This window comes from Rhizobium sp. 2MFCol3.1 (assembly GCF_000377565.1).
GTDB lineage: Bacteria > Pseudomonadota > Alphaproteobacteria > Rhizobiales > Rhizobiaceae > Rhizobium.
Genome location: NZ_KB898353.1, coordinates 83216 through 103168, shown reverse-complemented (window position 1 = coordinate 103168; position 19953 = coordinate 83216). Strand labels below are relative to the sequence as shown.

General features: G+C 62.7%; 15 protein-coding genes. 13 read left to right on the top strand and 2 right to left on the bottom strand.

Going from position 1 to position 19953, the window contains the following annotated elements; genetic code table 11:
* Positions 1-82: 82 nt before the first annotated feature.
* From D460_RS0100480 to D460_RS0100465, 4 genes are all read left to right on the top strand, one after another.
* A complete protein-coding gene (locus D460_RS0100480; RefSeq protein WP_018896517.1) occupies positions 83-586 on the top strand; it encodes a copper chaperone PCu(A)C in 504 nt (167 codons plus the stop codon).
* 56 nt (positions 587-642) lie between these two features.
* Positions 643-1011, top strand: a complete 369-nt coding sequence (gene copC, locus D460_RS0100475) for a copper homeostasis periplasmic binding protein CopC (RefSeq protein ID WP_018896516.1) — start codon at positions 643-645, stop codon at positions 1009-1011.
* Positions 1008-1886: a copper homeostasis membrane protein CopD gene (copD, locus tag D460_RS0100470; RefSeq protein ID WP_018896515.1), complete on the top strand. Its 879-nt coding sequence runs from the start codon at positions 1008-1010 to the stop codon at positions 1884-1886. The genes copC and copD overlap by 4 nt, the downstream gene beginning before the upstream one ends.
* Before the next feature lie 122 nt (positions 1887-2008).
* The gene (locus D460_RS0100465) at positions 2009-2611 is read left to right on the top strand and encodes a HupE/UreJ family protein (protein WP_026282634.1); all 603 of its coding nucleotides are present in this window, start codon (positions 2009-2011) and stop codon (positions 2609-2611) included.
* 73 nt (positions 2612-2684) lie between these two features.
* On the opposite strand, the gene D460_RS0100460 is transcribed toward D460_RS0100465, so the two are convergent.
* Positions 2685-3092 carry a response regulator gene (locus D460_RS0100460; protein ID WP_018896513.1) on the bottom strand — a complete coding sequence of 136 codons (408 nt, stop codon included), beginning with the start codon at positions 3090-3092 and terminating at the stop codon, positions 2685-2687.
* Positions 3093-3384: 292 nt separating this feature from the next.
* Between D460_RS0100460 and D460_RS0100455 the strand changes: the two genes are divergently transcribed.
* From D460_RS0100455 to D460_RS0100425, 7 genes are all read left to right on the top strand, one after another.
* Positions 3385-8859 carry an alpha-2-macroglobulin family protein gene (locus D460_RS0100455; protein WP_018896512.1) on the top strand — a complete coding sequence of 1825 codons (5475 nt, stop codon included), beginning with the start codon at positions 3385-3387 and terminating at the stop codon, positions 8857-8859.
* On the top strand, positions 8856-10946 hold the full coding sequence (pbpC, locus tag D460_RS0100450) for a penicillin-binding protein 1C (RefSeq protein ID WP_018896511.1): 2091 nt from the start codon (positions 8856-8858) through the stop codon (positions 10944-10946). Before D460_RS0100455 ends, pbpC begins: the two co-directional genes overlap by 4 nt.
* A gap of 105 nt (positions 10947-11051) precedes the next feature.
* A complete protein-coding gene (locus D460_RS0100445) occupies positions 11052-13547 on the top strand; it encodes a heavy metal translocating P-type ATPase (protein WP_018896510.1) in 2496 nt (831 codons plus the stop codon).
* Positions 13548-13556: 9 nt separating this feature from the next.
* Positions 13557-13952 (top strand): Cu(I)-responsive transcriptional regulator, encoded by a 396-nt coding sequence (gene cueR, locus D460_RS0100440; RefSeq protein WP_018896509.1) that lies wholly within the window; start codon positions 13557-13559, stop codon positions 13950-13952.
* Positions 13953-14113: 161 nt separating this feature from the next.
* A complete protein-coding gene (locus D460_RS0100435) occupies positions 14114-14653 on the top strand; it encodes a sigma-70 family RNA polymerase sigma factor (RefSeq protein ID WP_018896508.1) in 540 nt (179 codons plus the stop codon).
* The gene (locus D460_RS0100430) at positions 14640-15404 is read left to right on the top strand and encodes an anti-sigma factor (RefSeq protein WP_018896507.1); all 765 of its coding nucleotides are present in this window, start codon (positions 14640-14642) and stop codon (positions 15402-15404) included. The genes D460_RS0100435 and D460_RS0100430 overlap by 14 nt, the downstream gene beginning before the upstream one ends.
* A gap of 19 nt (positions 15405-15423) precedes the next feature.
* Positions 15424-16137 (top strand): Bax inhibitor-1/YccA family protein, encoded by a 714-nt coding sequence (locus D460_RS0100425; protein WP_018896506.1) that lies wholly within the window; start codon positions 15424-15426, stop codon positions 16135-16137.
* A 137-nt stretch (positions 16138-16274) separates the two neighbouring features.
* Here the strand turns inward: D460_RS0100425 and D460_RS0100420 are convergent, their stop codons facing one another.
* A complete protein-coding gene (locus tag D460_RS0100420) occupies positions 16275-17396 on the bottom strand; it encodes an RHE_PE00001 family protein (protein ID WP_018896505.1) in 1122 nt (373 codons plus the stop codon).
* A gap of 360 nt (positions 17397-17756) precedes the next feature.
* Here D460_RS0100420 and cobF point away from each other — a divergent pair, with 360 nt between their 5' ends.
* Both cobF and cobG read left to right on the top strand, forming a co-directional pair.
* A complete protein-coding gene (cobF, locus tag D460_RS0100415) occupies positions 17757-18524 on the top strand; it encodes a precorrin-6A synthase (deacetylating) (protein ID WP_018896504.1) in 768 nt (255 codons plus the stop codon).
* Between the two features lie 65 nt (positions 18525-18589).
* On the top strand, positions 18590-19951 hold the full coding sequence (gene cobG / locus D460_RS0100410; RefSeq protein WP_018896503.1) for a precorrin-3B synthase: 1362 nt from the start codon (positions 18590-18592) through the stop codon (positions 19949-19951).
* Positions 19952-19953 lie beyond the last annotated feature (2 nt).

Here is a 19953-nt window from a genome sequence, read left to right as displayed (position 1 = left end):
CATCCGTCCGCTGCCGATGCCGCACGACACATTCGTCATGCGAGTTCAGCAAACAGCGGTCGCTCTGGCAGGAACAATCATCATGAAGAAGCTTACAGTCCTTCTGGCTACTCTCTTTTTCGCAGGTCTTTTCGGCGCGCCCGCCGGCGCGCAGACGGTCACCGCAGGCGATATAGAAATCTCCAATCCGAGTGCCCGCGCCATGGTGCCTGGTGCGAAAGTCGGTGGCGGCTATCTGAGCATCACCAACAAGGGCAATGCTGACGACAAGCTCGTCGGCATCACCTCGACCCGCGCTAAATCATCTGAAATTCATCAAATGAACGTCGATAATGGTGTCATGACCATGCGCCCGGTTGCGGGTGGTCTTGCCATCCCCGCGGGACAGACAGTCGAGCTCAAGCCGGGCGGCTACCACGTCATGTTCAAGGACGTCGCCGAGCCCTTCAAGCAGGGCGAAACGGTGAAGGCGACGTTGACCTTCGAAAAGGCCGGACAGGTCGATGTCGAATTCGCGGTAGGCGGTGCCAACGCCATGAAGATGGATGGTCATTCCGGGATGAGCGATATGTCCATGCCGCAATAGGCGGCAGGTATTAGACTGTCATCAGCAATCTCAAAGTCATTACAAGGAGCAATCCTATGTCTAGAACGAGCAAAATCCTTATCGCTTCCGTGATCGCCACTCTCGTTGTCGCAGGGCAGGCGAGCGCCCATGCGCATCTCACGTCAAGCGTCCCCGCCGACAAGGCCACGGTGCAGGCGTCTCCCGCCGCGGTGGAACTGCATTTTTCCGAGGAACTTAACCTCCGCTTCTCGGGCGCAACAATTGCCGGTGCTGGCGACAAACCCGTTGCGACCGGTGAAGCCAAGCTGTCGGATGATGGAAAGACGCTCACGGTGCCTGTTTCGGGAAGCCTTGATGCCGGCGGGTATATCGTCGAGTGGCACGTGCTGTCGACGGATGGCCACAAGACCAAGGGCAGCTATGGCTTCACGGTCAAGCCGTGACACCGGATACGGCACTCATTCTTTGCCGTCTTCTTTTCGATGCCACTGTCATTCTGATTTGGGGTAGCTCTGCCTATCTCTGCGCGCTCGTTTCGCCCGAGCTGGCACGTCTTGTCGGAGACCGGCTGCGGTGGTTGAGCGCGGCTGCAATTGCAGTCGCGTTCGCGTCCACCGTTGCCATGCTGCCGCTTCGAACGGCGATCATCGGCGACGGCTGGTCCGATCTGCTGACGCCGGAGATGCTCGGCGCCGTGCTAACGCGGACGGATGTCGGGACAGCCTGGATGGTCCAGGCCGTCGGCGTCGTTTTGCTTGGCGCGACAGTGGTTCTTCCGCCCAAATATCGGCAAATGGGACGGGCCGTCTGTGCGGCACTCCTGTTGCTCGGCCTGACGCTGAGCGGCCACGCGGCGATGAATAGCGGCTGGCTGCGGGTGATGCACCGCATCAACGATGGTGTGCATCTTCTGTCCGGTGGAGCCTGGCTGGGTGCGCTCGTGCCGGTCCTCTTTATCCTGCCGATGCTTGGACGCGGCACGCTGCAGGCCGATGCGCGCGTCGCGGTCATGCGGTTTTCGACGACGGGGCATGTCGCCGTTGTGCTCGTGCTACTCTCCGGCGCCACGAACACCCTGCTCATCCTCGGGAGCGTACCGTCGGATTGGTCGTTCAGCTATCAGCGTCTGCTGAGCGCCAAGATCGCGGTGGTGGCGGCAATGGTCTTGATTGCGATCGTCAACCGCTATGTCTTCGTGCCGAAGTTTGCTCGAGATCACTCTCTTCTTCCGCTGAAGGCCTGCGTTGTCACCGAGATCGTTCTCGGCTTGACGGTTGTCGCTCTCGTCGCCTGGTTCGGCATGTTGCAGCCACGCTAGGCGCGAATACAGCAGGACGACCCATCTACGTCAAATAACGGTGCTGCCGTTTTTTCGCTTTGAAGCCTTGATTCTCCATGCCATTTTCGGCGCAACACTGCATACCAATAATGGGGACGATCATGTTTTCAAAAAGCATCAAATTCAACGCCGCGCTTGCCGCCCTCGTGCTCGCGCCATCGCTTGCATTCGCCCATCCGGGTGCCGGTCAAGCGGTCGGCTTCGCGCATGGCTTCAGCCACCCGATGTCCGGGCTCGACCATATCCTGGCCATGATCATGGTCGGCGTCGTTGCCTGGCAGCTTGGCGGCCGTGCGGTCTGGATGGTGCCTGCCACCTTCGTCGCCGTCATGGGCCTCGGCGGAGCGATCGGCATGATGGGTATCTCGATCCCCTTCGTGGAAGCCGGGATCGCGCTTTCGGTGATCGTCCTCGGCGCCGTCATCGCGCTTAACGTTCGTGCGCCGGTTGCCGTTGCCGCCGGTCTGGTTGGGCTGTTCGCCATTTTCCATGGTCATGCGCATGGTTCCGAAATGCCGGCTGCCGCCGCAGGCATGTCCTACGCCGCCGGCTTCATGATCGCGACAGCCACGCTGCACGCCATCGGTCTTGCTATGGGCTTTGCGATTGCACGGGCCGGTGATGCCAAAGGCGCTTTCGTAACGCGCTTCGCCGGCGGTTTCGCGGCGCTGGCCGGTATCGGTCTGCTGACCGGTCTCATCTGATCGCTGTTTGCTCTGGGATGAGGGGGCCTTGTCGGCTCCTCATTCTACGTTTCGCGGAGGCAACTCGGCGTTTTTAATTCAAGCCGCGGCGAAGGTCCGCTGCTTTCCTCAGCGTGCGTTGCACGGTCGAGGGCATGGCCGGCTTGGTGACGACGCCAAGCGCGCCGTTCAGCTTGTCTGCCACGGCCTCGGGATTGCCGGTCATGAACACCACGGTCACCCCGAATTCCTCCACCAGACGGCGGCCGATTTCCGGGCCGGTCGGTCCGTCCGAGAGGTTGACATCGACGAAGGCGATATCGGCGTCACGCGCAAGCTGCAATGCCTGATCGCGACCGTTCGCCAGACCGGCGACGTCGAAGCCCATCTCTTTTATCGTTTCCTCAAGATCAAGGGCGATGAAAAGCTCGTCCTCGACGATCAGGACACGCTGCTTGGTGCTATTTTCAGTCTGTGAACTGTACTCAACGCCGGTGCCCATACTTGGCCCCCTGTTACTCATTTTCACCAGAACTCGGACGGAAAACGGCTCGGCAACGGATATGTTCCGCCGCGGGACAGCTTTATTTTCGGTTAAGATATTGTTAGTATTAACAAAACGATAATTCACGCCTCTCGTGATGCATGCTCTCTCAGAGATCCACAGCCGGTCTTGATGGTGCTGTTACACGATTGAGATTTACTGCCGGGCAACGCTCCATCCGAGTTGACAACAGGGGTGCGAGTGGGGAGAGTTGCCGCCAAATGAGGCGCCAGCATATTGGGGGGAACCTATGTTCGCACGCGCGTTCTTGACAGCCATAACCGTTGTTCTTTCGACCGCTCTGATTGGTTCACCCGCCTTTTCCGCGGACAGCAAGCGCCAGATACAAACCGTGCGCGATGCCGATTATTTCGGCTTTGATCTGCGCAGCGAGCAGAATGTCACGCTCGACCAGTGCAAGGCATCGTGCATTGGCGACAAGTCGTGCAAGGCCTTCACCTATAACCCCAAGGCCAGCTGGTGCTTCCTGAAATCCGACTTCAAGACGATGAATGCCTTCCCGGGCGCCATCGCCGGGAAGATCGTCGAGGCAGCGGGCAGCCAGGAGCCGGATCTCGGGGCCGCACCTCGCATCGGCTTTCTCTCGGGCGATGTGCTGCAACAGGCGCGCGACGACAAGGCCAATCTCGAGCTCGCCGACGACCAGCAGGGGCAATCCGCCGACAGCCTCATCGCCAATGCGCGGATCGACCTCACGGCAAGTAATGTCGTCGATGCCCTGAAATCCTTCCGGGGGGCGCTGGCGCTGACACCTGACAATGCCGACCTGTGGCTGGAGACGGCGCGCGCTGGCGACAGCTTCGTCAAGACCGACGACAATAACGGCAGCGACATCTATGCGCAGGCCGTGCTCGCCGCCATCAATGGCTACGACCTGACGCGGACGACGACCAGCCGTGCCGATGCGCTTGCGGTTCTGGCCGTTGCGCTGGAGAAGAACGCGAACTACCGGGCCGCGCTGAACGCCTATAAGGCAAGCCTCGCGCTGGTGAATTCGAAGGAAGTTCAGGCCGCCTACCTGCAGCTGAAGTCGACCCAGGGCTTCCGTATCACGGATCACACCGTCGATGCCGATAGCGTGACGCCGCGCGCTTGCGTCACTTTCTCGGAATCGCTGGTCAAGACCACCGACTATACCCCCTTCGTGACGCTGAATGGTGCGTCTCCGAAAGCGCTCGAAACCAAGGACAGGCAGATCTGCGTCGAGGGCCTGACGCATGGCGAGAACTACAAGATCTCTTTCCGCACTGGCCTTCCCTCGTCGGTCGACGAAGTTCTGGAGGCGCCAGTCAGCCTCGACATCTACGTCAAGGACCGCACCGCGAGCGTCCGCTTCACCGGCGACAGCTTCGTGCTGCCATCGACGGCGCGCCGCGGCATCCCGATCGTCTCGGTCAACATGGCCTCGGCCAACCTCAAGCTCTACCGCATCGGCGATCGCGGCATCGCTCCGTTGCTGACCAGCTCGCAGTTCCTCACCCAGCTGGATGGCTATAGCGCCCAGCGGATCGAGGACGAGAGCGGCGAGCTTGTCTGGCAGGGCGCGATCGATATCGCCAATGACCTAAACAAGGATGTCGTCACCAGCTTCCCCGTCGATGAAGCGCTGCCGGAGCGCAAGCCTGGCGTCTACGTGCTGACGGCGACATCGACGACCGGGCCGGACCAGGAATGGAATTCGCAGGCGACGCAGTGGTTCGTGGTGTCGGATATCGGCGTGACGACCTATGCCGGGACCGATGGCCTCAACGTCTTCGCCCGCTCGCTTGCATCAGCCAAGCCGATGGCCGGCGTCGCGCTGCAGCTTCTCGCCAAGAACAACGAGGTGCTCGGCACCGCCACCACCGACGACAACGGCCGCGCCACCTTTACCGCCGGCCTGATCCGCGGCACATCGGCACTGACGCCGGCCGTGATCACGGCGAAGAATGGGACGTCGGACTACGTCTTCCTCGACATGACACGGGCCGGCTTCGACCTCTCGGACCGTGGCGTCACCGGCCGCGCGTCGCCCGGCGCGATCGACGTGCTGACATTCACCGAGCGCGGCATCTACCGCGTCGGCGAAACGGTTCACGCGTCTGCGCTGGCGCGCGATACGGATGGCAAGGCGATCGAAAATCTGCCGCTGACCTTCATCTTCATGCGCCCCGACGGCGTCGAGGATCGCCGTATTGTCAGCCAAACCAGCAATCTTGGCGGCTACAATGTCGATTTTGCCGTGCAGGACAACGCCATGCGCGGTACCTGGACGATGAACATCCATACCGATCCGAAGGGCTCGCCGATCGCCAGCAAGAGCTTCCTGGTCGACGACTTCGTGCCGGATCGGACCGACATGGAGCTGAAGACCGAGGCGAAGGTGATCGGCCCGGACACGCCGGCAACGATCAATATCTCGGGCAAGTATCTCTATGGGGCGCCCGCCGCCGGGCTCACGCTCGAAGGCGATGTCGTCATCAAGCCGACGCGCCAGGCCGATGCGTTTCCGGGCTATTTCTTCGGCCTTGCCGATGAAGAGGCGAGCGAGGATTCGCGCCAGTCGATCGAGGGGCTGCCGGATCTCGACGAAAAGGGCGAAGGCGTTACCGATCTGACGGTCGGCGAGCTGCCCGCAACGACGCAGCTTCTGAACGCGACCGTCTATATTCGAATGCAGGAAGCCGGCGGGCGCGCGATCGAGCGTTCGCTTGTGCTGCCGGTGCAGAACCAGGGGCCGATGATCGGCATCAAGCCGGAATTCTCGGGCGATCTCGGCGAGAACTCGATCGCCAACTTCACGGTCATCGGCGTCAGTGCCGATGGTGCGAAAGAAGAGATGAAGGGGCTTCGCTGGAAGCTCTTCAAGCTCAACCGCGATTATCAGTGGTATCGCGATGGCACGGCCTGGAAATACGACCCGGTCTATACCGCCGAGCAGGTGGGCAACGGCAATGTCGATGCCGGCGTGGATGGCGCCAAGATCGCCTCGCCCGTGCAATGGGGCCGTTATCGCCTTGAGGTCGAAAGCACCGACGCGGATGGACCGACCTCCAGCGTCGAGTTCGACGCCGGCTGGTTCGTGCAGGCTACATCCACGGAAACGCCGGATGGGCTGGAGATCGCACTCGACAAGGATAGCTACAAGGTCGGCGAGACCGCGAAGCTGAAGGTTTCTTCGCGCTATGCCGGCGAACTCATGATCGCCGCCGGCACCGAAACGCTGGTTGCCGTGCAGAACGCGGCGATCGGCGAGACAGGTGGCGAGGTGGATATCCCCGTTACCGCCGATTGGGGCGCTGGCGCCTATGTGACCGCAACGCTCTTCCGTCCGGGCGATGCCCAGGACAGCCATATGCCGATGCGCGCCATCGGCGTGAAATGGCTGAAGGTCGATCCTGAGGATCGGGCCTTGCAGGTCAAGATCGAGGCACCTGAGAAGATGCTGCCGCGCGGCCCTCTGCCGATCACGCTCGCCGTTGCGGGTGCTGGTGCAAACGAGGACGCTTATGTCACGGTTGCCGCAGTCGACGTCGGCATTCTCAACCTGACGCGCTACGAGCCGCCGAACCCGGAAGAATGGTATTTCGGCCAGCGCCAGCTTGGTCTCGAGATCCGCGACCTCTATGGTCGCCTGATCGATGGCTCGCTCGGCGCCACCGGCAAGCTGCGCACAGGCGGCGATGGCGGCGCGATCGCGCTGCAGGCAAGCCCGCCGACGCAAAAGCTCGTCGCCTTCTTCTCCGGTCCGCTGAAGCTGGACGCCGAAGGCAAGGCGCATGTCAGCTTCGATATTCCACAGTTCAACGGCACGGCGCGCCTGATGGCGGTCGCCTGGTCCAAATCCGGTGTCGGCCATGCCACGCAGGACGTGATCATTCGTGACCCCGTCGTCGTCACGGCCAGCCTGCCGCGCTTCCTGGCGCCGGGGGACAAGTCAGAACTGCGCCTTGATATCGCCAATACCGATGCGCCCGCCGGTGACTACAAGCTTGCCGTCACAGGCAATAACTCCGTCGGCATCGACAAGGCCACGCAGACGATCCGTCTGGATGCCGGCGCGAAGCAGGCGGTGACGCTGGCGGTGACCGGTCTTCAACCGGGCAACGGTGTCGTTTCGATCAACCTGTCGGATGCGGCGGGCCTGTCGCTCGACCAGAGCCTCGATGTCCCCGTGCGGCCGGCGGTGTTGCCGGTCACGGAGCGTCGCGTGCTGGCGCTGAAGCCGGGCGCGAAGCTGACGATCGACAAGGCGCTTCTGGCAGACAGCGTCCTTCCGGGCGCGTCGGTCAGCGTCAACGTCACGCGCTCCGCCGCCTTCGACATTCCGGCCTTGCTGATGTCGCTCGATCGCTATCCTTTCGGCTGCGCCGAACAGACGACCAGCCGGGCTTTGCCGCTGCTTTATCTGAGCGAGCTTGCCGAGCAGGTCGGGCTTGATGGCGATGCCGATATCAAGAAGCGCGTGCAGGATGCCATCTATCGTGTCCTGTCCTACCAGGCATCTGCCGGCAGTTTCGGCCTGTGGGGGCCGGATAGCGGCGATCTCTGGCTCGATTCCTACGTCACCGACTTCCTGACGCGGGCTCGCGAGCAGAAATACGACGTGCCGGATCGTGCGCTCGCACAGGCGCTGGAGAACCTGCAGAACGCGTTGAGCTATGACGTCAATGTCAAGGATCAGGGCGACCAGATCGCCTATGCGCTCTATGTGCTCGCGCGCAACAAGAAGGCCGCGGTCAGCGATCTGCGCTACTATGCCGACACGATGATCAACGACTTCCCGACGCCGCTCGCCAAGGCCCATATTGCGGCCGCGCTGGCTCTCTACGGCGATGCGACGCGGTCGAAGAACATCTTCGTTGATGCGCTGCAGATGTCGGCCCAGTCGATGGTCACCAAGGTCAACCTGTCGCGCACCGACTACGGCTCGGTGCTCCGAGATGGCGCCGCCATCCTCGCGCTTGCCGCCGAAAGCCGCCCGGTGCCGCCGATCGTGCCGGAACTGGCGAAGGCCGTGGCCAAGGAGTGGGAGCGCAGCAAGTACACCAGCACCCAGGAACAGGCCTGGATGCTGCTTGCCGCCCGCGCCATCCAGGGCGGCGACGATTCGCTCAAGATCGACGTCAACGGGGCGCTCCACAACGGCGCCTACATGGCGCGGATGAATGGCGAGGCGCTGGCTGATCACGCCCTGACGCTGACCAACCAGACCAGCGATGCCGTCTCGGCTGTCGTCACGACCGTTGCAGCACCGGTGACGCCGCTCCCGGCAGGCGGCGATGGCTTTGCCATCGAGCGCAGCTACTACACGCTGGACGGCGAGGAAGCGAATGTCTCGGAGGCGAAGCAGAACGAGCGCTATGTCGTCGTGCTGCATGTCACCGAGAGCAACAAATGGCCGTCGCGCATCGTCATCACCGACCTGCTGCCGGCCGGCTTCCAGATCGACAATCCGAGCCTTGTCGACAGCGCGCAGCTGACCAACTTCGACTGGATCGGCGATGTGACGGCCGCGCATACGGAGTTCCGCAACGATCGCTTCGTCGCCGCCTTCAATCGCAGCGCCGATGACAACAGGGAAATCAACGTCGCTTACGTCGTGCGCGCCGTGACCCCCGGCGTCTATGATCACCCGGCCGCGAACGTCGAGGACATGTACCGGCCGCAGCTTTCGGCGCGGACGGCAACCGGCAAGATGGAGGTCGTGGCGGCACAGCCATGAGACTGAGGCGGAAAATCGCGATCGGCGTTGTGGCGGCGGTGGCAATCGCCGGCGCCGGGCTGATCGCGCTCGACGCGGCGGACAAGGCATTTCCGCCGCCGCTCGACAAAGCGCGCGTATCCGCCGAGGTGCTCGATGCCGACGGTGAACTTCTGCGCGCCTTCGCGACACCGGAGGGGCGCTGGCGACTGAAGACTGATGTCGGCGATGTCGATCCGCAGTTCCTGCGCATGCTGGTCGCCTATGAGGATCGGCGTTTTTACGAGCATGGTGGCATAGACCCGCGCGCGATCGGCCGCGCCGCCTTCCAGCTCGTCACCAACGGCCGCATCGTCTCCGGGGCCTCGACGCTCTCAATGCAGGTCGCCCGGTTGATCGAGCCGCGTCAGGGACGATCGCTTTCGGCCAAGCTGCTGCAGGTGGTGCGCGCAATCCAGATCGAGCGACGGCTGTCCAAGGATGAGATCCTCGATCTCTATCTGACCCATGCGCCCTATGGCGGCAATCTGGAGGGCGTTCGGGCTGCAAGCCTTGCCTATTTCGGCAAGGAGCCGAAGCGGCTGACGGTGGCGCAGGCCGCGCTCCTCGTGGCATTGCCGCAGCTTCCCGAAAAGCGCCGTCCCGATCGCAACCTCAAGGCCGCCGAGGCGGCGCGCAAGCGCGTGCTGGAGCGCGTCGCGGTCGTTGACGCTGTCGGGGAAGGGGAGGGGGAGCGCGCCGAGGCGACGCTTGTGCCTGCAAGGCGCATGCAGCTGCCGGCGCTTGCGGCCCATGTCGGCGAAGCGGCGCTGCGCAAGGCGCCGGATGCGTCGCCGTACCGGACCACGCTGAAGAAGCGGGTGCAGGAGGGGCTGGAGACCGTCGCCAAAGCCGCTGCGCTGAAGCTTGGCCCGAAGCTGTCGCTGGCGATGGTGATGGCGGATGCGCAGACAGGGGATATCGTCGGCGAAGTCGGCTCCGCCGATTATTTCGACGCCAGCCGATCCGGCTGGATCGACATGACGCGTGTCCCGCGCTCGCCGGGCTCCACGCTAAAGCCGTTCATCTATGGCCTTGCCTTCGAGGAGGGATTGGTCAGCCAGGAGACCATCATCGAGGATCGGCCGGCGGATTTCTTCGGTTACCGGCCGCGCAATTTCGATATGAGCTACCAGGGCGACGTGACGGTGCGCGACGCGCTGCAGCTTTCGCTCAACGTTCCCGCGGTCAAGCTGCTCGATGCGGTCAACCCGGCCAAGCTTCTCATCCGCTTCCGCCGCGCCGAGGTGCGCCCGCTGCTGCCGGCGAACGAAACGCCGGGGCTGGCGATCGGGCTCGGCGGCGTCGGTTTGACGCTCAAGGATCTGGTGCAGCTTTATACCGCGCTCGCCAATCGAGGGCAGGCGGTCAGGATCGGGGACGGCATATCCGGCCAGCCCGGAGAGATCGAAGGCGAGGCGTTGCTTGAACCGGTCGCGGTGTGGAATGTCGCCGACATCCTCTCGGGCGTCATACCGCCCGCCGGTGCGCCGCAGCGTGGCATCGCCTACAAGACCGGCACGAGCTACGGATACCGCGACGCCTGGTCGGTTGGTTATGACGGCCGTTATGTCCTTGGCGTCTGGGTCGGTCGCCCTGACAACGGCGCCTCTCCCGGGCTGACCGGCTATGGCACGGCCGCGCCGATCCTGTTCGAGGGGTTTGCCAAGTCGGGTATCGCGACAACGCCGCTGCCGCGCCCGCCATCAGGGGCCGTTCGCATCGCGCAGGCGCAACTGCCCATCAGCCAGCGCCGCTTCGCCATCAATCCCAGCGGATTGCTGGCCACTTCCGGCCGCGAGCCCGCGCCGCAGATCGTCTATCCGCCTGAAGGAGCGCATGTCGATCTCGGGGCCCAGGGTCTGGCAAAGGGCGGCGAACTCTCGCCGCTGATGCTGAAGCTCCAGGGTGGCCGAGCGCCCTTCCGATGGCTCGCCAACGGCAAGCCATTGCCCGACTTGTCGCGGCGGCGCACCAACCAATGGACGCCCGATGGCGGCGGCTATTCCAAGCTGACGGTCATCGATGCGATGGGCCGGGCGGCAAGTGTCGGCGTCTTCATCGATTGACGCGGTTTTGACCGCCGTCAAGAAACGCGCATTTTGTGCTTGACCTTCCAGTTGCTGGAAGGTTGATAAGCATCTCCACTGCCTTGTCAGGCACAGGAGATACAAATGGACAGCAGCCACGCACATCACCACGGCAACAGCGACCAACACCATCATCCAGCGGATGACGGCGTGGTCCGCGACCCCGTCTGCGGCATGATGGTCGATCCCGCCGCCGGCAAGCCGTCGCTTGAGCATGAGGGACGGCGCTATTTCTTCTGCTGCGAGGGCTGCCGCACCAAATTCGAAGCCGCGCCGCAGGAGTATCTGACGGCAAAGGACCCGGTCTGCGGCATGAGCGTCGATCGCGCGACGGCCAAGCACTTCCTGCGGCATGAAGGCGAGAAGCACTACTTCTGCTCGGCCGGCTGCAAGACGAAATTCGAGGCAGCGCCGGCGGATTGTCGCGATGGCAACAAGCCGCAACCAAAGCCTGCTCCGAAGGGGACGCAGTATACCTGCCCGATGCATCCCGAGGTGATCAGCGATCATCCGGCCGATTGCCCCAAATGCGGCATGGCGCTGGAGCCGATGGGCATCCCGCCCATGGATGAAGGCCCGAATCCGGAGTTGGTCGATTTCACCCGCCGTCTCTGGATCAGCGGCATTCTCTCGGTTCCGCTGCTTGCCATCACCATGGGGCCGATGATTGGCCTGCCTGTGCGCGATTGGCTCGGCGAACCGCTTGCGACCTGGGCCGAACTAGTTCTCGCGACACCCGTGGTGCTCTGGGCGGCACTCCCGTTCTTCCGCCGTGCCTGGGCGTCGCTTGTCAATCGCAGCCCGAATATGTGGACGCTGATCGGTCTCGGTGTCGGGACGGCTTACATCTATAGCCTTGTCGCCACGCTGGCGCCGGACATCTTCCCGCATACGTTCCGTGGGCATGGCGGCGCCGTGCCTGTTTATTTCGAGGCAGCGGCGGTGATTGTGGCGCTGGTTTTCGTCGGGCAAGTGCTGGAGTTGAAGGCGCGAGAACGCACCGGTTCGGCCATTCGCGCATTGCTCGATCTCGCGCCGAAGACCGCGCGGCGTATCGGTCGCGATGGCAGCGAGGCCGATGTGCCGGTCGACGATATCGTGGTTGGAGATCGCCTGCGCGTTCGGCCGGGCGAGCGGGTTCCTGTCGATGGCACGGTCATCGAGGGGCAATCGACGATCGACGAATCCATGCTGACAGGCGAGCCGATGCCTGTCGATAAGGCTGTGGGCGATACGCTGACCGGCGGTACCATCAACAAGAACGGCATGCTGGTGATGACGGCCGAGAAGGTCGGCGCGGAGACCACGCTGTCGCGGATTGTAGATATGGTCGCCAAGGCACAGCGCTCGCGCGCCCCGATCCAGGGCGCCGTCGATCGCGTCTCGGCCTTCTTCGTCCCGGCCGTTGTCGCCGCTGCGATTGCTGCGTTTGCGATCTGGGCTCTCGTCGGTCCCGAGCCGCGCATGGTTCACGCGCTGCTCGCCGCCGTTTCCGTCCTCATCATCGCCTGCCCCTGCGCGTTGGGGCTTGCCACGCCGATGTCGATCATGATCGCCACCGGTCGTGGTGCCCATGAGGGTGTGCTGATCAAGGACGCGGAGGCGCTGGAGCGTTTCTCGAAAGTCGATACGCTGATCGTCGACAAGACGGGCACGTTGACCGAAGGCAAGCCTTGGCTGACGGATGTCGTGGCGCTCGGCAACGTGGCGGATCACCATCTCTTGCAGCTTGCCGCCAGCCTAGAGCGCGGATCGGAGCATCCGCTGGCGGCCGCAATCGTATCAGGGGCGGAAGAGCGCGGGATCGCCTTGGCGGATATCACCGGCTTTGAGGCAGCAACGGGCAAAGGCGTGCGAGGGGATGTCGGGCAGAACGCGGTGGCGCTCGGCAACGCGGCGATGATGGCAGATCTCGGTATAGACGTCGCTGCCCATGGAGAGCTACTCCAATCGCTGCGGGACGAAGGCAAGACGGTGATGTTCGTCGTCGTCGACCAGCGCCTCGCCGGGCTGGTGGCTGTCGCCGACCGTATCAAGCCGACAACGGCTGCCGCGATCAAGGCGCTGCATGCGAGCGGTCTGAAGATCATCATGGCGACGGGTGACAACGAGCGCACGGCGCGCTCGGTCGCCAGAAGCCTGGGGATCGACGATGTGCGCGCCGATACCCTGCCCGAGGGCAAGAAGGCGCTGATCGACGAGCTGCATGCCAAGGGGGCGGTGGTCGCCATGGCCGGCGACGGCGTCAACGATGCACCGGCGCTGGCCGCGGCCGATGTCGGCATTGCCATGGGCACGGGTGCCGATGTCGCGATGGAGAGCGCCGGCATCACCTTGGTCAAGGGCGATCTCAACGGCATTGTCAGGGCAAGGCGGCTCGCCGAGGCGACGATGCGCAATATTCGCCAGAACCTCGGCTTCGCCTTCGGCTACAATGCGCTCGGCGTTCCGCTGGCCGCCGGCCTGCTCTATCCCATCTTCGGGCTGTTGTTGTCGCCGATGATCGCCGCGGCGGCGATGAGCCTGTCGTCCGTCTCGGTCATCGGCAACGCGCTGCGGCTGCGCGCCGCAAAGCTCTAGGAGGTCGCCATGAATATCGGTGAAGCATCGGCACGGTCCGGCCTGCCATCGAAGACCATCCGCTACTACGAGGATATCGGCCTCATCCGGCCCGATAGAAACGACAACGGCTACCGCGACTATGCGGTCGCCGATGTTCACAAGCTGCGCTTTCTGCAGAAGTCGCGCGGGCTCGGTTTCTCGGTGGAGGAGTGCCGGCAGCTGCTGGCGCTCTACGAGGACAAGAGCCGGGCCAGCGCCGATGTGAAGGAGTTGACCCAGGCCAAGCTCACCGAGATCGACCGCAAGATCCGCGAGCTCAGCGAACTCCGGCACACGCTCGAGCACCTGGTCCACGCCTGTCACGGCAATGACCGGCCGGACTGTCCCATCCTCGAGGAACTGTCTGACGAGCAGCATGCCTGACGATTTGCGCGCGTGTGCGACATCTCCGAGCAATGCTTAAGGTCATGATTTTCATTTGATATTCTGCGCGAACTCTGCCGTGTCGTTCGCTGGATGACGAAAAAGCAGAAAAAATCGCAGCCGCAGGGAATAAAACGACGCGCGGCTTCGTATACTCAATCATGGAACGGAAAGAACGCCCATTCGATGTCATCGGTCAGCTCGCAGCGCTTCGGCGCTACGCGCGCTCCCTGGTGCGCAATTCGGATGATGCGGAAGATCTGGTTCATGATGCCCTGGTCCGGGCATACGAGAAGAAGCAGAGCTTCCGCAGTGGCGGTAACTTGCGTACGTGGTTGCTCTCGATCGTGCATAACGCTCACATCGACCGCGTCCGACAGGGGCGATCGCTGACACGACGGCACGATGAGGCCGCCGTAGAGGCCGAGCAGTCCTTGCCAGCCGCGCAGGAACATGCCGTGCGTCTGCAGCAGGTGCGCAATGCTTTCTTCCGCTTGCCGGAGGAGCAGCGCGAGGCCCTCCATCTCGTGGCGATTGAAGACCTCTCCTATCAGGAGGCTGCGGCAGCGCTCGGCGTTCCGATCGGTACATTGATGTCGCGCATTTCGCGCGCTCGCGCCCACTTGCGCGAAATCGAGGAAGCGACACCGCGCGCGCCACATTTGAGGTTGATCGAAGGAGGCGGGAATGAAAGCAGTTGATCCCATTATCGACGCCGATCTCGATGCCTATGTCGATGGCGAACTCGATGTGACCCGGCGCATCCAGGTGGAATCCTATCTTTCCGAGAATCCCGAAACGGCCGCGAAGGTCATGGCGGATCTGAGCATGCGCGGCGAACTGCGCCTTGCTCTCGCTCATGAAGGCGCCTCGGGCCGGGCGGAAACGCGCGATCTTGCGCGCCGTCTCGAGCGTGGGCTTGCCTATGGTCGTATCTTCCACGCCATGCAGCGCGTCGCCGCCGTCGGCGTCATGGTGGCGGCCGGCTGGGTCGCTCACACCTCGTTCGGCGCCTTTACCGCGACAGAAGTAGCCGCGTCCGTACCGGCACCCGCCTATGTCGAGGAGGCCGTTCAGGCCTACAAGACGGCCCTGGTGCGCCAGTCCGTCTCGTCGCAGCCGGCGGAAGGCTACAAGCCGGATGAAATTCGCGCCGCGACGGGCATCGTCATGCCGCAGCTTCCGCGCGACTGGACGATCTCGGACGTACAGATATTCCCGTCCGAATTCGGCCCAAGCGTCGAAATGTCGATCACGGCCGACCAGAAGCAGCTTTCGCTGTTTGCCGTTCGTCCGGGCGTCTTCTCCGTTCAGTCGGTCAACCATATCGCGCTTGAAGGCGCCGAGGCCGCCTATTGGCAGATCGGTGACGTCGCTTACGCGCTGGTGACCGCGGATCGCTCCATCTCACTGGATCAGGCAGCCGATGGGCTTGCCCGTACCCTTTACTAGTTCACTCGAGGAGATCTCAATGAACCCAATCAATCAGCAGCGTTACGGTGCGGCCGTTGGCTCGCAGGCCATGTTCGACGAGGGTCTTCGCCAGCACATGCTGCGCGTCTACAACTACATGGGCATCGGCCTTGTCATCACCGGCATCGTCGCGTTCATCGTTGGCTCGACGCCGGCGCTTTATGTGCCGATCTTCCAGTCACCGCTCAAGTGGGTGGTCATGCTGGCGCCTCTCGCCTTCGTCTTCTTCTTCTCGTTCAAGATCCAGACGATGTCGGCAAGCGCCGCGCAGATGACTTTCTGGGCCTTCTGTGCCGTCATGGGCCTGTCGATGGCCTCGGTGTTCCTGGTCTTTACCGGCACCAGCATCGCACGCACCTTTTTCATCGCCGCGACCATGTTCGGCTCGACCAGCCTCTATGGCTACGTGACCAAGCGTGACCTGTCTCGCATGGGCTCGTTCCTGATGATGGGCCTGATCGGCGTGGTTATCGCCAGCGTGGTCAACATCTTCCTTGGCTCTAGCGCCCTGCAATTCGCGATCTCGGTCATCGGCATCGTCGTCTTCGTCGGCCTGACCGCTTACGACACGCAGAACATCAAGGAACAGTATTCGGAGAACTACGATCAGGAATCGAACCAGAAGCTTGCCGTCTTCGGCGCTCTGTCACTCTACCTGAACTTCGTGAACATCTTCCAGCTGCTGCTCAACTTCACAGGCGAGCGCGAATAGTCGAGTTACGGCGCTTCTGGGGGCAAAGGAAGCGCCAGAACGCCCGATCCGCACTCTGTGACAGGATCGTGGATTGGGTGTTCACCATAGGGAAGCGGCCGGGCGCAAGTCCGGCCGCTTTTCTGTTTTAGAGATGGTCAGATGATGCCCCAGGCGCGGTAGCGTCCGCGCCCTGTGATCTCTCGGATGCCGATATCGTTGAGCAGATTGAGCGCGCCGCGACCGCTGACCTTCAGCTCCCGCGCAACCATCGCCGAAGACACCATCGGTCGCGACAGCACGAATTGCGCAAGGTCAGGCAGACTGCTGTTGGAGCGTCTGTCCTTGAAGCGCATCTGCATCTGCTGCTGTGCCAGCGACAGCCGATCCATCTCCTTCAGACCGAGATCGGCGCTCTCCACCATGGCTTCGAGAAAAGATTGCAGCCTGATGAGGCGTTGCCGGGAGCGTCGGCGTTCGTAGCGAACGGTCTTCAGGCCCGCGAAGAACGAAAACAGATGCGACGTGATCTTGCCGCGCTGGCGCAGATATCCTGAAACCAACAGCCCGCCCAGCCAATGCTGCCGCCGCAGCGGCTCGATCTGCTCCCACGCGTCGAACAACACCGCCGCGCCCAATGTCGGCGGCAAGGTGTCGGCAACGGCGATGACGGAACGCCACTCGCGCAGGCGCGCTGCCTCGTCCCAATCCTCATCATCGAGCAGCGCCAGCCTGTCGTCCGCTCGCTCCGGCCGTGTGGGTTCAGGCTTGGCCTCTCGAACGCCTCTGGCGAGATCGTCGAGAAGCCTGCTCGACCGCTCCAGCACGGCGTCGATTTCGGCCAGCTCCGTCGCCAGCGGCGCATCGGGCTCTTGATCGTCATTGTCGTGATCGCGATAGACGCTCTTGAATTCCGGTGCTCTCTGCTGTTCGCCACCGATCCCTGTCAGAACCGTCATGCCGGTTTCGCTCAAGGCCCAATAGGGATCGCTCGTCCATATTCTGCGGCGCGCGCGCAGGACCGCATGGGCGATCGTCAGTTCATGGCTCGGCGCGCGGGCATCCATATGAGCGTCGTGCAGCACCAAGTCTTCGAGATGCACCAGTTCGCCTGCGACCCACAAGGCACCGACGGCATCGAAGAAGTGGCGGCGCTCGGAAAAGCCGTCGGCGATCGAGGATCGCAGTGCGCGCTCGTCCAGCCGCGCCAAGGCATCTTCCGCCCGAACGAAGAGCGGCAACAGCGTCATCAAGGAGGTGGTATCGATCTCGTGCTTCATCGCCAGCCGTCTCCGGCCGTCCGGCTGGCCTGCGTGTTCCGAGAGATCGGTGTTGGGCGCTTAGGGAGCGCTCTGCTATATCCCGTCAACGCTTCGAAAAATCGTCCTGCCGTGAACATGCCCGGCTATTCCTGCTTTATGGGGTGGTGGTAGATATTGATCACCAGCCCGTTCTTTGTCCGCGGCATGTGGGCCAATGCCAGACGGAACGTTATCGACAAAAAAGATCGCACGATTCGAAAATGGCAGCAATCTACAGCGTCGATCGGTCGCTGATTGCCCACTGTCGGTTTCATCCATGCCCTTGCGGCGCCGGACCATGTGCGTCAAAAGCAGGGAGAATTGATCAGGAGAGCGGGCGTGCGCCACATCTACGTCATCGGTATCGGAACGGGAAATCCCGAGCACGTCACCATCCAGGCCATCGGCAAGATTAACGCCGCCGACATGATCTTCCTGCCGACGAAAGGTGAAGAGAAGGAGAAGCTCGCCTCCGTTCGCCGCGAGATTTGCGAGCGCTTCGTCACCAATGCGAAGACCCGCATTGTCGAATTCGCCATTCCGCAGCGCAAGACGGCTGACCGCAGCTATGTCGAAAGCGTCGATGACTGGCACGCGACATTGGCGCAGACCTATGTGCGGCTGATCAACGATCTTCCCGAAGACGGAACCGGCGCTTTCCTCGTCTGGGGCGATCCGAGCCTTTATGATAGCGTGATCCGCATTATCGAGCGGGCAAGAGCACTCGGTACCGTCGATTTCGACTTCAGCGTCATCCCGGGCATCACCAGCATCCAGGCTCTGGCGGCAAGCCACCGCATTCCGATCAACATGGTCGGTAAGCCGGTCGAGATCACGACCGGGCGGCGGCTTATCGAGCATGGGAACCGGGCGGATAGCACCGTGGTCATGCTGGATGGAGAACAGGCCTTCTCCAAGATCGAGGATCCGGATGCCGAGATATTCTGGGGCGCCTATCTCGGTACGGAGGATGAGATCGTGCGTTCGGGACGGCTTGGCGATGTCGCCGCGGATATCGTGAAGCTGCGCGCCGAAGCGCGGGCGCGACATGGGTGGATCATGGATATCTACCTGCTGCGCAAGGGCCGCGATTTCGATGACCTCTGATACTGCAAATAGCTTTGCCCCACGCCTCGCGATTATGCAGGCACCGGGCGGAAGGAAATGACGAGATGGCACTCGACGAGCGCACCGAGATGGATATTGCAGGCGAAGCCGCGCAACCTTATGCGCGGCGCGGTGCCTGTCCGACTCTCGCGCGGCCGATGCCGACGGGCGATGGCCTGCTCGCTCGCCTGCGTCCGCAGGGTGGCGTCCTGACGGTTCATCAGTGCGCGCAACTGGCACAAGCCGCCTTGCTGCATGGTAACGGTTTGCTCGAGATCACGGCGCGGGGCAGCCTCCAGATCAGAGGGCTTCGGCCGCAAACGGTCGAGCCGTTTGCCGAAGCGGTGGATGCGGCGGGCATCATCGTGTCACCCAATCCCGTGATCGAGTTGCCGCCGCTGAATGGTGCTGAATTCGGCGATGTCGCGGATGCCGCTGCCATGGAGTTGCTGCTGCGGGACCGGCTCGCCGAATTTTTGCAGGCGCCGGGGCTTGCGCCGAAGCTGTCGATCATCGTCGATGGAGGTGGGCGCTTCGATCTGGCCGATGTCACCGCCGATATCAGGCTGCTGGCCCTTTCGGCGGATGAGTGGCTGGTCGCCATTGCTGGGGATGGTGCCAGCGCTCGCCCGGTTGCCGTCGGCACTGCCGATGAGGCGGTCACGGCGGTCGGTGATGTCCTCAAGCTGCTGCTTTCGAGCGGCTGGCAGAAGCGTTGCCGCGATATCGATCCGGAGCGATTGGTGTCTGTCTTCACGGATATGCACGCCATTTCGCGCCATCCCCGCGCGGGCGCGACGCGATCGGTCGGCATGCATCGGATGGCAGGCGGCATGGCGGTGATCGGTCTCAAGCCGCGTTTCGGGCAAATACACGCGAACGACCTGCTGGCGTTTCTGGCATTCCTCGGCGACCTCGATGTGAGCGACATCCGATCGGCGCCCGATCGCTATCTTTTCATAACAGGCTTGAGCGAAGAGAGCGCAGCAGCAGTCCGGCAATCGGTCGAGCGCTTCGGTCTATCCGCCGATAGCGACGATCTCTCATCGCGCATCGCCACTTGTGCCGGTGCAGGCGCTTGCGCGTCGAGCTTCTACGCCACCAAGGCATTAGCGGAGACGCTGATCGAGCGGTGTCCGGAGGCGTTGGATGGCTCGCTCGACCTGCATTTGTCCGGCTGCGCCAAGGGCTGCGCGCATCCGCGCCGTGCTCTGACCATCTCGGGAGCCGCAAACGGCTATCATCTGGTGCTGGACGGTCTCGCGTCGGATGCGCCCGATGCACAGATTGCTGGTAGTGACATCAATTCCGCTATAGAGAGGCTTTCCCGTCTCATCAAAAGTGAAAGACAAGCTGGCGAATCTGCTAGGGCCTGTCTCGACAGGGTGGGGACGGCCATGATTACGCGAGCGCTGCGACAGGAATAGGA

Bases quoted from the DNA above. Each gene is read 5' to 3' on its own strand.
- D460_RS0100460 (WP_018896513.1), bottom strand. From the start codon at position 3,092: ATGGGCACCGGCGTTGAGTACAGTTCACAGACTGAAAATAGCACCAAG.
- D460_RS0100420 (WP_018896505.1), bottom strand. From the start codon at position 17,396: ATGAAGCACGAGATCGATACCACCTCCTTGATGACGCTGTTGCCGCTC.
- D460_RS0100465 (WP_026282634.1), top strand. From the start codon at position 2,009: ATGTTTTCAAAAAGCATCAAATTCAACGCCGCGCTTGCCGCCCTCGTG.
- D460_RS0100435 (WP_018896508.1), top strand. From the start codon at position 14,114: ATGGAACGGAAAGAACGCCCATTCGATGTCATCGGTCAGCTCGCAGCG.
- cobG (WP_018896503.1), top strand. From the start codon at position 18,590: ATGGCACTCGACGAGCGCACCGAGATGGATATTGCAGGCGAAGCCGCG.
- copC (WP_018896516.1), top strand. From the start codon at position 643: ATGTCTAGAACGAGCAAAATCCTTATCGCTTCCGTGATCGCCACTCTC.
- D460_RS0100430 (WP_018896507.1), top strand. From the start codon at position 14,640: ATGAAAGCAGTTGATCCCATTATCGACGCCGATCTCGATGCCTATGTC.
- D460_RS0100425 (WP_018896506.1), top strand. From the start codon at position 15,424: ATGAACCCAATCAATCAGCAGCGTTACGGTGCGGCCGTTGGCTCGCAG.
- D460_RS0100480 (WP_018896517.1), top strand. From the start codon at position 83: ATGAAGAAGCTTACAGTCCTTCTGGCTACTCTCTTTTTCGCAGGTCTT.
- cueR (WP_018896509.1), top strand. From the start codon at position 13,557: ATGAATATCGGTGAAGCATCGGCACGGTCCGGCCTGCCATCGAAGACC.
- pbpC (WP_018896511.1), top strand. From the start codon at position 8,856: ATGAGACTGAGGCGGAAAATCGCGATCGGCGTTGTGGCGGCGGTGGCA.
- D460_RS0100445 (WP_018896510.1), top strand. From the start codon at position 11,052: ATGGACAGCAGCCACGCACATCACCACGGCAACAGCGACCAACACCAT.
- D460_RS0100455 (WP_018896512.1), top strand. From the start codon at position 3,385: ATGTTCGCACGCGCGTTCTTGACAGCCATAACCGTTGTTCTTTCGACC.